This is a genomic window from Flavobacterium hercynium (assembly GCF_002217285.1).
Taxonomy (GTDB): domain Bacteria; phylum Bacteroidota; class Bacteroidia; order Flavobacteriales; family Flavobacteriaceae; genus Flavobacterium; species Flavobacterium hercynium.
On the sequence record NZ_MUGW01000021.1, the window covers coordinates 1 to 15,525 of the forward strand.

Annotated in this window: 15 protein-coding genes; 2 read left to right on the top strand and 13 right to left on the bottom strand. The window is 32.5% G+C overall.

What is annotated here, in order from left to right; translation table 11 throughout:
- Positions 1–216 precede the first annotated feature (216 nt).
- Positions 217–1,218, top strand: a complete 1,002-nt coding sequence (locus B0A66_RS10880) for a transposase (RefSeq protein WP_089049867.1) — start codon at positions 217–219, stop codon at positions 1,216–1,218.
- Positions 1,219–1,331: 113 nt separating this feature from the next.
- Here B0A66_RS10880 and B0A66_RS10885 read toward each other — a convergent pair whose 3' ends face one another.
- Genes B0A66_RS10885 through B0A66_RS10895 form a run of 3 tightly spaced genes read right to left on the bottom strand, consistent with a single transcriptional unit; the run spans position 1,332 to position 5,416 of the window.
- Positions 1,332–2,054 carry a hypothetical protein gene (locus B0A66_RS10885; RefSeq protein ID WP_089049868.1) on the bottom strand — a complete coding sequence of 241 codons (723 nt, stop codon included), beginning with the start codon at positions 2,052–2,054 and terminating at the stop codon, positions 1,332–1,334.
- Positions 2,051–3,604 carry a zinc metalloprotease gene (locus B0A66_RS10890; RefSeq protein WP_089049869.1) on the bottom strand — a complete coding sequence of 518 codons (1,554 nt, stop codon included), beginning with the start codon at positions 3,602–3,604 and terminating at the stop codon, positions 2,051–2,053. The genes B0A66_RS10885 and B0A66_RS10890 overlap by 4 nt, the downstream gene beginning before the upstream one ends.
- A gap of 3 nt (positions 3,605–3,607) precedes the next feature.
- Complete coding sequence (locus B0A66_RS10895; protein ID WP_089049870.1) at positions 3,608–5,416, bottom strand: type VI secretion system Vgr family protein; 1,809 nt, start codon at positions 5,414–5,416, stop codon at positions 3,608–3,610.
- Between the two features lie 925 nt (positions 5,417–6,341).
- Between B0A66_RS10895 and B0A66_RS10900 the strand changes: the two genes are divergently transcribed.
- Positions 6,342–6,887: a hypothetical protein gene (locus B0A66_RS10900; RefSeq protein ID WP_089049871.1), complete on the top strand. Its 546-nt coding sequence runs from the start codon at positions 6,342–6,344 to the stop codon at positions 6,885–6,887.
- A gap of 125 nt (positions 6,888–7,012) precedes the next feature.
- On the opposite strand, the gene dtd is transcribed toward B0A66_RS10900, so the two are convergent.
- The 10 genes from dtd to B0A66_RS10950 form a co-directional block, all read right to left on the bottom strand.
- Positions 7,013–7,465, bottom strand: a complete 453-nt coding sequence (gene dtd, locus B0A66_RS10905) for a D-aminoacyl-tRNA deacylase (protein ID WP_089049872.1) — start codon at positions 7,463–7,465, stop codon at positions 7,013–7,015.
- Positions 7,466–7,563: 98 nt separating this feature from the next.
- A complete protein-coding gene (locus B0A66_RS10910; protein WP_089049873.1) occupies positions 7,564–7,926 on the bottom strand; it encodes a four helix bundle protein in 363 nt (120 codons plus the stop codon).
- Between the two features lie 30 nt (positions 7,927–7,956).
- Positions 7,957–8,934 (bottom strand): ribosome small subunit-dependent GTPase A, encoded by a 978-nt coding sequence (gene rsgA / locus B0A66_RS10915; RefSeq protein ID WP_089049874.1) that lies wholly within the window; start codon positions 8,932–8,934, stop codon positions 7,957–7,959.
- Positions 8,935–9,196: 262 nt separating this feature from the next.
- Positions 9,197–10,279: a bifunctional 3-deoxy-7-phosphoheptulonate synthase/chorismate mutase type II gene (locus tag B0A66_RS10920; RefSeq protein ID WP_089049875.1), complete on the bottom strand. Its 1,083-nt coding sequence runs from the start codon at positions 10,277–10,279 to the stop codon at positions 9,197–9,199.
- Positions 10,280–10,292: 13 nt separating this feature from the next.
- Positions 10,293–11,150 (bottom strand): prephenate dehydrogenase, encoded by an 858-nt coding sequence (locus B0A66_RS10925; RefSeq protein ID WP_089049876.1) that lies wholly within the window; start codon positions 11,148–11,150, stop codon positions 10,293–10,295.
- A gap of 195 nt (positions 11,151–11,345) precedes the next feature.
- Positions 11,346–12,491, bottom strand: coding sequence for a pyridoxal phosphate-dependent aminotransferase (locus tag B0A66_RS10930; RefSeq protein WP_089049877.1), 1,146 nt, complete (start codon positions 12,489–12,491; stop codon positions 11,346–11,348).
- Positions 12,492–12,644: 153 nt separating this feature from the next.
- The gene (locus B0A66_RS10935; protein ID WP_089049878.1) at positions 12,645–13,475 is read right to left on the bottom strand and encodes a prephenate dehydratase; all 831 of its coding nucleotides are present in this window, start codon (positions 13,473–13,475) and stop codon (positions 12,645–12,647) included.
- Positions 13,476–13,851: 376 nt separating this feature from the next.
- The gene (locus tag B0A66_RS10940) at positions 13,852–14,151 is read right to left on the bottom strand and encodes a type II toxin-antitoxin system RelE/ParE family toxin (protein WP_089049879.1); all 300 of its coding nucleotides are present in this window, start codon (positions 14,149–14,151) and stop codon (positions 13,852–13,854) included.
- Entirely contained in the window at positions 14,151–14,357 is a 207-nt protein-coding gene (locus B0A66_RS10945; protein ID WP_089049880.1) for an addiction module protein, read from the bottom strand. The genes B0A66_RS10940 and B0A66_RS10945 overlap by 1 nt, the downstream gene beginning before the upstream one ends.
- Before the next feature lie 81 nt (positions 14,358–14,438).
- A complete protein-coding gene (locus tag B0A66_RS10950) occupies positions 14,439–15,431 on the bottom strand; it encodes a KilA-N domain-containing protein (protein WP_089049881.1) in 993 nt (330 codons plus the stop codon).
- Positions 15,432–15,525: the final 94 nt, after the last annotated feature.

Genomic DNA, 15,525 nt, shown 5'->3' on the forward strand with positions numbered 1-15,525 from the left:
TTCGCCTTTACTTTGGATTTGATAAAAAATTTTAAATTTATTCAAAGGAAAGCAGAGGTGAACTTTAGACTTCGCTAGTTAAGAACTAAGCTGTGCATTAGTCCTCTGCCTTCTCCTTGAATCCCGTTGAATTGCTTCAAATAGAATGATAGACATGACGGTCTAATAAAGGCTCTAAAGAAGTTCAACATTTTTGTTTATCCTAAATTCAAAGTTATGAAAAAGTATTTATTTTATGTGGGGATTGATGTATCAAAAGCTAAATTGGATATTAATATTCTTGATTCGTTAACTCTTAAATCAGAACATTTTATCATAGAAAACAGCATTAAAAGTATTTCTATTTTTATTAAGAAACTTAATAAAAAAATTGATAGCGAATCAGCTCTTTTTTGCTGTGAAAATACAGGTGTTTATACTAACTATTTATCGACTGTTTTAGTAAACCTCTATCAAGACTTATGGATTGTTCCCGCTATAGAAATTAAAAGATCAAAAGGAATTTCAAGAGGGAAAAATGATAAAACTGACGCTAAAGATATTTCTTATTACAGTTATAGAAACATTGATAAATTAAAACTATTTACTTTATCAAGTATAGATATTCAGAAATTAAAAATCCTTTACACAGAGAGAGAAAAAATGCTAAAAGCCCTATTGCTTATACAAACGACTAAGGAAAGCAAAGCTTTTACTAATAAAATAATTTTCAAAGAAGTATCTCAGGTCAATCAATCGTTAGTCAAATCTATTAAAAATTCAATAAGTAAAATCGAATTAAAAATCAAAGAAGTAATAAAATCAAACGAACAATTAAGCAAACAAGCTCAACTTATTAAATCAATTCCAGGATTGGGGGAACAAACTAGTGTTTATTTAATAATTGCTACAAAAGGATTTACGGCATTTAAAAATTGGAGACAATTTGCCTGTTATTCAGGTGTTGCTCCTTTTGAATATAGTTCGGGTTCCAGTGTAAAAGGAAGGACGAGAGTAAATCATATGGCAGATAAAAAAATGAAGTCATTATTGCAAATGTGCGCTATGACAACATTAAAATATGACCCTCAATTAAAAGAATATTATAGTAAGAAAAAAGCAGAAGGCAAAAATTCAATGCTAGTTTTAAATAATATTAGATGCAAACTTATAAGCAGGGTTTTCGCTGTAATAGCTAGAGAAACTCCCTATATAAATACCTATAAATTTGCATCATAAATTTTAACCTTATTTATTTGTTTTTTATCATAGAATGCACAGCTGGGGCTACTTGCGAAGATTTCTCACTATCCGAAAGTGCAAGATTGCAGAAAATATCTTTCCTCAGAATACTAATTAAAACCAATCTCTTTATAATATTCTAAGGTTTCTTCAGTTCTTTTTATAACCTCTCCAGTATTGCCATCGATAAAATATCTTTTCCCCGGCTGTGTTCGTGTTTCTCCTATTTGATTATCTGGTGTTTCTATAGTGTACGATAAACCAGTATGCACGTAAACACTCCATAGTTTTTTATCAGATGTTTCAGAAGAATAAAATGACCCAACCATTTTGTTTCTTCTATTTACATCATCTTTCAAACCTTTCTTTAAACTTATTAATTTTTCTTTATCAAGAAATTGAAGTAATTCATTATAACTAAATTTTCCAAACTTTTTATCCTCATCTATTTCTTTAATTAACTTCCCTTGCTCATTATATTCATACCAAATACCAATTTTAAATGTTTCAGTATAAGGATCCCAACCGAAGACTTTCCCTTTTCTTCTTATTTTATAACTCTTTTTATCATATTGATAAACAACGGTGTAAAATTGATCTTTCTGTGGATATACATAAATTTCCCAATATTGTGCACTACCAGTTGGATAAAATTCTAAACCTTTATAGATATAATATTGCGATCTATCACTTGTCTTAAAATCAACAAATTCAGTATTCCAACTTTCGATAGGAAATCTTTCAAAAAAATTATTTTTAAGATCGTTTTGTATTAATCCTGTTTTACAGCTACAAGACAATAATGTTATAATTAAAAGCAGTATCTTTTTCATAATCTATTTAATATTTTCCATTGCCAATACCATGTCGTAATTCTAGGAATCGGTGTTGGTAAATTATGTGAGTAATCCATTATATTATCTGTTGTTTGAGCTTGATAGCAAAATGAAATTTCATTTGGTAAATTTACACCAAAAAATGAATGACGTAATCCTAAACCATGTAAGCATTCATGAGCAATTGTATATTCATTATGCATTTTAAACATAACACCAAAATTTGCTTTTAAACTTGAATACCCCGCAGTATAACCTGTCAATAGTTTGTCTTTATCAAAAACTATATCAGTACCATTTGCTAAAAAGAAAAGTTTAAAATAATCTTGAAACTGACCAGGATAATCCCTTTCTAATGTATCCTTTAAAAAGTCATCAAGACCCTCTCTATTTCCAATATTCGAATATTCAGAATCTTTTACATCAACTTGAAAACTACTATTAAAGTCTTTATTATCCACGTTATTGGCAGAAATTGATAAGTCAATTTTCACAGATTCTAAAACACCCATTTTCATTGCCTTGGTTACTATATTGGTTTTGATTAAAGCTTGTTTTAAATTTCTTTTTAAAATATCTAACCCATTAGAGCTCCCTGTTCCCTTACTGGTATTAACTAAAACCAGTAAAATATTTTTTGTTGCTTTCTTAGCAGGAGCAATCATTTTCAACACTCCTGCCAATAATTTTGCCGTTTGATTTCCTGCTTTATCTACCGAAATTGCCCAAACTTTTATTTCTTTATCTTCCGCAAACTCAGCCTTACAAGTAATTTCAATGTTCTCTATTTTATTTCTTAGTTTATTCTGTAAAATAGTATGTCTATCTATACTTACTAGTGGATGATTTTCATCCATTAGCACACCATCCATCTCAAAAATCAGTTTACTAGGCTTTATTTCTGTTCCACCTTGTTTCTCAAACTGAATATATAAATCTAATTGTGCTATTCCAGTCTCTATAAATTTCCTCGGTCTTAGAGGATCAGCTTCCCTAGCAAACAATGCAAGAACTGGCTTGTAATATTTTTTATTTATTGGACTACCTGAACTATCATTTTCTAATGAATATTCATAAACACCATATAATTCTTTTAGTTGATCTATTCTGTTAAATCTCGAAAATTCAGCAGGCTGAGGATCAGCTTTAAAATTAGTCGACCATTTATTACCATTATTAACAATTTGCTTTGAAGTATCTGTTAACTCTTTATCATAGTGTCTACCTACTAAAGTTTCATAGTTTACATCGCCTTGGCGCCTTGTATCTCCAATTCTAAACCAATCAAAACCAAACTCTCCTTTCCAAGAACCGTTCGGTCTAAATTGAACAATACATTTTGCATCTAAAATTTTAGGTTCGTCAGTTTTATCTTCTTCTTTTTTCTTTGGTGGTACATACTCATGATGGGTAATGCCGTTTTCTCCGCCGTCCAATATAACTTGTTTTGCAGCACTCATTGTCAAGTTTCCATCTAAAGCTTCTAGTATTGTAGCACCTTTACTTGTTTTGGTGATACTTCCTCCAACTATTCTTATTCTTGACATACTTTAGCTTTTAGTTTTTTCTCCACTATGCTGTTGTAATTCTTTATTAGATTTTAAAGAAAAATTATCCTCAGCACTATGCATAACATATTCTTTTGCAGATGTCTCCTGCCTTTCTTTACCAGTATGTGATTCTAAATTACCCTCAATATTTTCCATAAAATTACCTACAACATTCAGCATGTGATCTCCACCAACATTGGTGTTTAGCATCATTCCAACAATAGTCGTTTTATCACCCCCTGCACTTTCAGAAATATTTACGCCCGCACTAATACTAATGTTCTGACTAGCATTTAAGTTGATTGTCTCTGCATTTAAGTTGATAGCTTTTAAAGAGGTGATATCCAAATTCCCACCAACACTGTCTAATTTTATTTCGTTACCACCTACATCAGAAATAACAATACTTTCATCTTCGGTAAATTTTATAATAAGTCCGCTTCTAGTATGAATAGCTTTGATATTATTCTTACTATCCGAATATGGGCTTTTATCGTTTCCGTTGTATTGTGTTCCAATTACATACGGGTTTTGAATATTATTTCCTTCAAAACCTATTAATACTTCTTCTCCTATCTCTGGAATAAAGTAGAAACCTTTTCCTGAACCGGAATAAGGCTGTACCATACGAATCCATTCCGTTACAGCTGTTCCGCTTGCACCGTAGAATTCAACTTTTATTCTTCCTAATCCTTCAGGATCGTTATTCTCTTTTACCTTAGCAGGTTGGCTTTCAGCTTTGGCAAAAACATGGACGTTGGTATAATGTGGTGCGCTTACATCAGCAGGAATCGCTTTAAACTCACAAGAGTAATTTCCATGAACCTGTGAGTGATGAACCACCTCGATAGCAATAAGTTCATGTTCTACAGTTTGATTTTGTATAGTAAATACTTGTCCAACACCTATCGGAAAATAAGAAATTCCACTGTAGTATACGCTGTTGGCGTCGCTTCCCGCTGTTTGCATCGTTACCATTTCTTCAATGTCTTCTTTGCTGTTGGCATTCACTGTATAAACACCATTGTTTAAGTCAGGATTGGTAACAGTTCCCTGATTGTAGTTAATCACCGTTGCAAAGCTATCTTTACTGCCTGTAGCCGTTTTAGCCGATGAATTTCGAAGATTAGAAGCATTGTTATAATCAAATCCTGTTAAGGATATTTTATGCGAAGTCATATTAGTTTGAATGGTAAAGCCATGAAGCGAAGCGCCATTGATTAGCTTTACTTTGCTTTGTTTGGTTTGTCCAAATTGCATGCGCATTCCGTCAAAATAAAACCATTGTGCGTATCGTTGAGACAATCTGTTTATAAACTCAAAATTAGTTTCGTTATACTGTACCAGATTTTTAAATTCTTTGCGGTAGGTTGATTTTATAGAATCTCTTTGGTAGAACTCGCCGGGACCTTCACTAAAGAGGCTCACCACGATGTCATCCATATTCCGTTCTTTAAATGTTCGGGATCTTTTCATATCGTCCAAAACAATACTATGACTTACTCCTGAAACGTGTAATCCTGCCGGACCTCCGTGAAGATCAATTGAAGTTAGTTCAGTAATGATACCTTTACTCATTAATTTGATTCCTGTAAGGCTTTTAAAAGTAAAAATTACTTCATCACCTAAATAACTTCTCAAAGCTTTTGCCTGATCTGCAGGATTAATAATTGCTTTACCTGTGTATTGCCAGACAAAAGAAAAATGATGATGATCACCCATTTTCTGAGAGACCTTTAAATCATAATAGACAACGTTTTGAGTAAAACTTCCAACAGAAATATGAACTTGTTCTGAAAAATGCGACATTTTGTATTTTCGTTTTAGTAGGTTGTAAAATTGTATTTTAAGCTCTCTAATTACCAAAACAATTCGAACGAAATTGTAATTTTCAATCTCATCAATTAATCTTAAAAGCTAATGGATTGGGCAGGTTTCTTAAAATTTGTGCGAAAAGTACATATTTATTATTTGTAATCATAATCTCCTAAAATCATTTTTTTTATTATGGAGCGATTTAAAAAAAAAGATGCCGAAGCATCTTTTCCTTTTTCATTTTTTCGAGCAATTTTTCAATTTTTCTAAAAAAATTACATATCTACTTTTAACAAAGTATACCCTTAATATTCAGAGAAATAGATTTATCTATAGCTTCATATGTAAGTTTTTACATCAGTATTACTGATTTATTTACAGAAAAAAGCTGTTCACCATTAAGAATACTTGTCCATTTTTCTTATATTTGCTTTTAATCCGCCAGGATTGTATTTTTGCGATTCTTCATATAAAACATTTGAAGCGTTCGCTTTGAGTCTCGCTCTTGAAAACTGGTAATTTTTGCAACGAGATGATAAGTAAGATGCTCACGTCCTATGGCGTGGGCTCACTTATTGTTGCAAGGGTATACCAGTACCTCAAGGGCAGTAAGCTGAGTTCCGCGCCTTTTTTATGCTCAAAACTCTCCTTAAATTCTTAGCGCTATTTTTTCTGTTTTGTTTTAAGTTTCGTATCACAAAGTCGAACCTTTAAAACAACTTATAACTGTGAAATAGAACTTTATCTCCTTTATGCTCATTAAGCCGTTTACTTAATACATAAAAAATGATCCTCTACCTCGTCGACAAACTAGTATAGAGGATCGTAGCTAATTAAATTATCATCAAATTAACTTATCCAATATTATGAATAAATTTTCATTTTATATGGATAGGCAAACGCTTTATATCGTTTCCGCATGAAAAAAAATAAAATATCTTTTGAAACTACTTTTTGGGCACACCAAGAATTAAAAAACCCATTTGAAGTCGTTGATGCCTTTTTAGGTTCTGAGAATCTGACTTATTACAAACAAACCCTGAGCGAAATAGTTTTTTACAGAAGTAAAGACGAAATCTATCAAAAAGAATGTCCCGGAGATGTGTTTTTTTCTTATACCGCTTTTCGCTCTTTTCTTAGAGCATGTTCGGCACTGCAACACAAAAGCAAAAAATGGAAGGTTACAGCAGTATCCGCCGAAAAAAGATCCATACTCTCTTTGGCTTCCTTAACAATCGAAGAATACGAAAATCCTTTTACGGTGTTTGAAAATGCCTTTGCAGAACACTCCTTAGCCGATTTCGAATTCTTCCTCTGCGAAGTAATACATCTGGCATTACGTCCCACTAATGTAGAATTTGATTCGGATTTGCTTACACCTTATATTCATGTAATAAAAATGCTCGACGCAAGCCAATTACTAATGGAAAGTCAAATTGAAAAATTAGTGAATAACTGTGTTTGATGTTTCAATTTTTGAAGTATAAACAATAATAAAAGCATCGGTAACGGGAGTATGATCTAAAAAAAATCGATTATTCGAAAAAAGAGTGCTTCCGTTTACTGCGCTTTGATATATCTAAGATTTTTTTACTCCCTATTTTTACTATCAATTATTATCGTTACGGGTCCGTCATTTAGCAGACTAACCTTCATATCTGCACCAAAAATTCCGGTTTGTATTTTTTTACCAAACTCTTTTTCGAGAGTGCTAACAAAATTCTCATACATAGGAATTGCAAACTCAGGTTTTGAAGCTTTTAAGTACGAAGGACGGTTTCCTTTTTTTGTAGAAGCGTGTAGTGTAAATTGACTTACAACAATAATGTTGCCATCGACGTCCTGAACCGAGCAGTTCATAACATCATTTTCATCGCCAAATATTCTTATTTTAATGATTTTTCCAACGAGCCAGTCAATATCTTCCTGTGTATCGGCATCTTCAATACCTACTAAAACCAATAATCCTTTTTGAATATCAGCTGTTTTATTTCCTTCGACAGTTACAGAAGCTGAAGAAACTCTTTGAAGAACTACTCTCATAATAAATTGTGAATTATAAATTGTGAATTGTGAATTTACTAAGCTACTATTTTTCTTTTGTGGTAACTATTCTTGATAACTCACTTTTTAATTGTAAATTATTTGGCTGCCAATTTTTGTTTTGTTGTAATTATAATTGACGCTAAGATTTTATTGATCTCCAGAATATCAGATTTTATAGACTTAAATTGAGTTTCATTTAAATAATCTGACTGAAACAAAAGTTCTAACCAATAATCTGTCTCATTAGCTTCTTTTTGTACTATAGCAAGTTTATGAATAAAATCTTTTTTACTTTCTGCTTGTTCAGATTCACGAACTAATGCTCCAATTGATGTCCCGCTACGAAGTAACTGTTTGCTTAAAATAAACTCTCTTTTTTCCTGATTTAAAAACTGAAATAATTTAATAATTCTCAATGCAAAACTGAAGGATTTTATTTTTATAACATTCTCAGACATAATTCACAATTAACCATTCACCATTCAAAATTACTTTCTCAACTCATCGCTTGCTTTTCGGTCTTCATCATACGAATCTGTTCGGTAATGCTCGTCGTCACCTTCGAGAATTTTCAAATAACTGTTATAGCGTGACCAGGCGATTTCGTCTTTTTCAAGAGCTGCTTTGATAGCGCAATGCGGTTCTTCTTTATGCAAACAATTATTGAATTTACATTGGTCTTTTAAACGGAAGAATTCCGGAAAGTATCCGCTGATTTCTTCTTTTTCCATATCTACAATTCCGAAACCTTTAATTCCGGGCGTATCAATGATTTTAGCATTAAACGAAAGATCATACATTTCAGCAAAAGTGGTTGTATGTTGACCTTGCTTACTTGCTTCAGAAATAGTTTTGGTTTTAAGATGCAGCGAAGGCTCCATTGCATTTACCAAAGTCGATTTTCCAACACCTGAATGTCCTGAAAACATGCTTACTTTGTCAATCATCATTTCTTTTAATTCCTCAATTCCTTTCATTTCTGTTGAAGACACGCGAAGACATTTGTAACCTATTTGCTGATAAACGTATTGCATGTACAACTGATCGTCAAGCGTGGTTTCATCAAAAGTATCTATCTTATTAAAGACTAAAATAGTTTCAATGCCGTATGCTTCTGCAGTTACCAGAAAACGATCTATGAAATTAAATGTGGTTGGAGGATTATTTATGGTAATCAATAAAAACACACGATCAATATTAGACGCAATAATGTGCATCTGATGTGATAAATTTACAGATTTACGAACGATGTAGTTTTTTCTTTCATGAATATTATGAATCGTTCCTGTAATGGCATCTGATGTTTCTTCTAATTCATAATCGACAATATCACCTACAGCAATAGGATTTGTACTTTTAATACCTTTCATCCTAAACTTCCCCTTCATACGGCATTCTATAAAATCGCCTTGTTCAGATTTTACAGTGTACCAACTTCCTGTAGATTTATATACGATTCCTGTCATTTTTTTATTTTAGATATCTGAATTTAGATTTTAATTAGTTATTCTAAATCTGTGCAAAGATAAATGAATAATTTTAACCATATCAGTAATAAAGCCAGTAGAATGCGAATTTCTATAAAACAAAAAAATCTCCAACACTTCATGAGAAGCGATGGAGATTCTAAAAAAACAATCTACTTTTAATAGTGTGATATAAGTAAACTTAACTTCAAGTTTCTTTAAAAACTCAGAAAACTTATATCACTTATATAATTTAAAACAATTAAGCATTAAATATTTTTTCCTGGTGACCAATACTTTCCTGGTGAATCGCTTTGAACATTCTCAAAACAAACTCTTCAGTAAGACCTTTTTTCTCACCTTCAAGAATCATTTTTCCTAAGATTTCATTCCAACGGTTGTTTTGAAGAATTGCTACGTTAGCATCTTTTTTCACCTGACCAATTTCGTCTGCTACTTTCATACGTTTTCCTAACAACTCTAATAAGTTAGCATCAAGAACGTCGATATTAGCTCTTAATTTAGTCATTTTTGAACTGTACTCATCTGTAGTATCGTCTGTTTTTCTAATCGTCAAATCTTTAATGATTTGTTTCAAAGACTCAGGCGTAACTTGTTGAGCAGCATCCGACCAAGCGTTGTCCGGATCGTAATGTGTTTCGATGATCATACCATCGTAATTTAAATCTAAAGCTTCTTGCGTTACTTCAAAAATCATTTTACGATCTCCTGTAATGTGAGATGGATCGATGATTAATGGTAAATCAGGGAATTTATTTTGTAATTCGATAGCAATTTGCCATTCTGGAATGTTTCTGTATTTTGTTTTTTCGTAAGTAGAAAAACCTCTGTGAATAACACCTAATTTTTCGATTCCTGCCATATGTAAACGCTCAACACCACCTAACCATAAAGCTAAATCCGGGTTTACAGGATTCTTAACCAAAACAATTTTATCAGTTCCTTTTAATGTATCAGCAATTTCCTGAACAGCAAAAGGGTTTGCAGTTGTACGGGCACCAACCCATAAAACATCAATATCATGCTCCAAAGCCAATTTACAATGAGCCGCAGTTGCAACCTCAGTTCCCATTAATAAACCAGTTTCTTTTTTAGCTTTTTGTAACCATTTCAAACCAATTTCTCCAACACCTTCAAATCCTCCCGGACGCGTTCTTGGTTTCCAGATACCAGCTCTAAAAACACTAACTTTTGAATCTTTTAATTCATGAGCAATTTTCAAAACCTGATCTTCTGTTTCTGCACTACATGGTCCCGCAATCACAAGTGGGTGATTCAAATTGAAATCTTCTAACCACTTTCTCATTTCTTTCTTATTTTCCATCTTTCTAATTATTTTATTTTTTAATTGTTAATCCGTTTAATATCTCTTTTATTTTATTCGTGCTTTCCATTTCTTCGAAAATGGCATCGTAATCTTCTTCTTTTAGCAAATCCCTAAACCGACTCAGATTTGAAATGTATGCTTCTAATATATCCAGAACGTGTTCTTTGTTTTGCTTAAAAATCGGTGTCCACATTGCCGGAGAACTTTTTGCCAAACGAACTGTACTTTCAAATCCACTCCCCGCCATATCAAAAATATCCTGCTCATCTTTCTCCCTGTCCATTACTGTTTTTCCTAGCATAAACGAACTAATATGCGACAAATGCGAAACGTAAGCGATGTGTTTGTCGTGCGAAATCGGATCCATGTATCGAATCCTCATTCCTATTTCGCTAAAAAGCTTCAATGCTTTTTCCTGTAGCTTAAAAGTTGTTTTTTCGACCTCACAAATAATATTAGTTTTTCCCTGAAACAATCCTCTTATTGCTGCCGAAGGTCCTGAATACTCCGTTCCGGCAATTGGATGCGTAGCAATAAAATTTCTTCTTTTCGGGTGACTTGCTATCGCATCACAAATTGGTTTTTTAGTCGATCCTACTTCAAAAACAATTGTTTTCTCGCTAACCAAATCCAGCACTTTAGGCAAAACCGTCAGGGCAACATCTACAGGAACCGAAACAATTACAAAATCTGCATCGGTAAGTTCCTCAAAACTTCCTGCATGATCAATAACACCCAACTTAATTGCTTCCTGCACATGTTTGTCGTTATTGTCAATTCCAAAAATAGTAGCTTCAGGATGCTTCTCCTTGATGTCCAACACCATCGAACCACCTATTAACCCTATTCCTATTACGTATACTTTCATCTTTATTTTTTATTTGAAGCTAATCCTGCTCTCCGCTATATCTTTTCCGCCGAACCCCGGCGCAAAAGGATGCCGCTTCTATCAGGGCTAGAACATCTCGTTTTTTAAGACTTTTATTTTTTAGACTTGCTTCTTTTAATTTCTAACAACTTTTGCGAAAAAAAAATCTAAAATCTACAGTCTAAAATCTAAAATCTAAAACCGATCTATTGCTTCTTGTACTTTTTCTTCTTTCACACACAATGAGAATCTGATATATCCTTCGCCGTTGCTGCCAAAAATGGTTCCCGGCGTAATGAAAATATGTTTCTCGTATAATATTTCGTCAATGAACTTCTCAGCTGATTCGATTCCTTCTGGTAACTTAGCCCAGACAAAAAGCCCAACACCTTCCTGATAAACCTGGCAGCCTAACTTTTCTGCCAATTTATTCGTCAGTTCACGACGACGTTTATAAATTTTATTTTGCTCTTCGAACCAGGATTTATCGCAGTTCAAAGCTGCAATAGCCCCTTTCTGAATTCCGTAATACATTCCGCTGTCCATGTTGCTTTTTACTTTTAAGACTGCATCTATAATTTCAGCATTTCCTAAAACCATACCGACTCTCCAGCCCGCCATGTTAAAAGTTTTACTAAGCGAATTCAACTCTAAAGCTACTTCTTTTGCTCCTGCTACTTGTAATAAGCTCATTGGATTATCGTTCAGAACAAAACTATACGGATTATCGTTGACCAATAATATGTTATGTTTTTTTGCAAAAGCAACCAATTTTTCAAATAACGCTAAACTTCCTCTTGCTCCTGTTGGCATGTGCGGATAACCAAGCCACATGATTTTTACTTTCGAAAGATCTAATTTTTCCAAAGCTTCGAAGTCAGGCTCCCATGCATTTGCTTCTTTCAAGTCGTAATAAATCGGAACCGCTCCAACCAAATTGGTTACCGAAGTGTAGGTTGGATAACCTGGATTCGGAATCAAAACGTGATCTCCTTCGTTTAAGAAAGCCAATGAAATATGCATAATTCCTTCTTTCGAACCCATCAAAGGCAAAATTTCATTATTCGGATTTAACGCAACACCAAACTGATTCTGATAAAAATCGGCCATTCCTTTTCTCAATTCCGGCAATCCCTGATAGCTTTGATAGCCATGCCCGTTTTCATCTAAAATTGCAGAAGCAACTGCTTCAATAACTTCTTTTGACGGACTCAAATCAGGGCTTCCTATTCCCATATTGATGATCGATTTTCCTTCAGATTGCAGTTGTCGAACCTCTCTCAATTTTGATGAGAAGTAGTATTCTTCAACTGTTTCTAATCTTTTTGCTGTTGTAATCATTTTTTCTTCTTACTTTACGCTGTAAGCTTTAGGCTTTAGGCTCTTTTTTAAACGTTTTTCTTTCTTGCTTTAGGCTGTAAGCCGTATGCTTTAAGCTCTTTTTTAACTTTCTATTTTTTGACTTTATGACTTTCGACTTTACAACTTTAAGACTTATAAAGGCTTTGTGTTTTTATATTCTCCAAGCACTTTTAAATATTCTGCCATGATGCTTAATAGTGATTTGGCTTTTGCAAAATCTTCATATTTCTCGAATGTAAAATCTACGAAAAATGAATACTTCCAAGGTGTTTCAATTTTTGGAAGCGATTGAATTTTTGTCAAATTCAGTTTGCAATCGCTCATTACATTCAAAACCGCTGCTAAGCTTCCTCTTTTATGGTCTAATTCAAATTTGATTGACGCTCTGTTGATTTCGCTTTCAGGTAAAAATGAATTTTGCTTTTTAATAATTACAAAACGCGTCATATTGTTTTTGATCGTTTGAATTTCTGGAGCCAGAATTTCTAAATCATACATTTCTGATGCTGTTTTACTCCCAATTGCTGCAATTCCGGTTAATTGTTTTTCCTGAATTCTTCTCGCCGTTTCGGCTGTATCTTTATCTTCGACCAATTTAATATTCGGAAATTGCTTTAAGTAATCCATACATTGCAATAATGCCATTGGATGCGAATGAACCTCTTTTATATCCTCCATTTTCTGACCTTTCAATGCCATTAAATTTTGGTGAATGCTCAAATAATGCTCTCCAATAATGTGTAAATTATTCTTGTCAATCAAGGCATAATTCGGAATAATTGGTCCTGCAATTGAATTTTCGATCGCCATAACTGCCTGATCCGATTTTCCTGAAAGCAAGCTATCCACCAATTCTTCAAAAGACAAACACTCATCAATAGCCACATTTTCAGCGAAATACTCCTTCACTACCTGATGATGAAAAGAACCTTTAATACCTTGTATTGCAATTTTAGTTGTCATATAGTCAAAAAAAAATCCTGATTTGCATCAGGATTGTATATTAGTTTTATTTGTATTTTTTAATTTTCTCAAATAACCATAGCACAATCCTCACTTCTACTAAAGAAGAAATAAAAAGAGTTGCTAAAATAAAAACGGTTATTAGACATTTTGTTTGTGTTTGCGATTTGTTTTTCAATAAATACTTTTGCGAATGTATAAATTATTTTGACTTCTCCAAAAAAAATATTAACTTTTTTACAATAAAAAACCCTAATCTAACAAATTGCCTGACTTTTGTATGATATTTCTAGAATTAAAGGTTACAAATGTGATATTCGAAATTGAATTTGATAAAAATTAAAAACTAGTGAGTTAGTAAAGTTCTAAGTAACATCTATAGATTTAGTCTTTTTGACCAATTTTTAGGGGAACGAGAAGTGTGAAAAACCCCAATAACAACAATTTCTTCTTTCTCCATTTGATAATGTATTCCATAAGGAAATCTGGAAATAAAATGCATTCTTATATTTTTATACTTTTTTTGAAATAGATTCGGATTTCTCGAAATAGAATCAATTCCAGCTTCTAAACATAACTCAAAATCATAAGAGAGGCCGATTCTTTGCTTTTCATACCATAAAACTGCATCTTCAATATCATACAAAGCTTCTTTTACAAAACGAATTTTGTACATTATCGTATCGCTTTTAAATGTGCCTTAACCTCATCCCAAGAATACAATTCAGACTTACCTTCTTCCAAATTCTGAATACGAATATCTAATTCTCTTTTCACATCATCAGATATATCTAACTCTTCTTTAGAAACACTATCCCATAACTGCTCTGCTAAAATAATTTTTTCAGCATTGCTATACTTCGATAAATTTTTGATTTCCATATTATAAATATTACTAGTGGTGTTACAAATTTAATCAATTTTAACGTTGAAATGAAGACTCCCAAATGAGATTTTTGAAATTTAAAAGTCTCTGTTATCATTTGATTTTTGATTCATTTGCTTTTTCCTATTATTAAAATCAAGTAAGTTTTTTTCACTTGCCTCTAAAATATCTTTTTTCGATTCCGCTTCAATTTCATCTGGAGTAAAATTTCCTGCATTAATATACGTCATTGGATTTGACTTTTTTATAGATTTAACTATATCTACTTTTGCAAATTTCTCTTGTTGTTCTAAAGCTGTTCTTCTAAGAAATTCAAATCGCTTACTTTTTGGTGTCCCCAATTTTATCAATTCAGAATTTAAAGATTCTAAATTCGACATTACTAATAAGTCATTAATACTTGAAAAATCCCTCATGTTTTTACCCTCTTTAGCATAATCCGGATTAGCATCTTTCCATTGCTTTGCTGTATATCCATATAGTGCTAAATTCAACAAATCAGCTTCATTTGCATATTCAACACCTTGCTTTTCTAAAGGCAAAGAACTTTCTGGAATTATATGTTTTTGAACAGCATCTGTATGTAAAACATAATTAACTTTTGTCATTAATCGTCTTACATCCCATTCCAAATTGTATTGATTACTTTCAACTTCTTTAAGACGCTGATATTCTTTTATTATATACAATTGAAATATTGGGCTAATCCAAATTCCAAAATTAAAAGCAATGTCTTTATGAGCGTACGTTCCGCCATATCTTCCTGCTTTTGATTTAATTCCAATTGCATTAGTTGTTTCAATCCATTTTTTAGCTGATAAATAAAACCTGTTTAGGCCTGCTTCTTTTTTAATTCCCTCGAATTCGAGGGAATTAAAATCTGAATTATATAACTGCTCCCAAGCACCTAATAATTCAATAGTATTCTTATTACGCAACCAATTCTCAATAACTGAATTTCCTCCATCTAACTTAGAAACCATATCTGTAAGACAAATATAATCCTCACTACCAATAGTTGCAATTGAAATTTCTGTGTCTTGAACTATTATTTTTGACTTTTTAATCATTTTATCTTTCTTAAATTAACCTATCCATTATATTATCAACTTCATCTCTAAAAAAAAGCAGCTACCATTACGATAACTGCTTTTATAAATATAT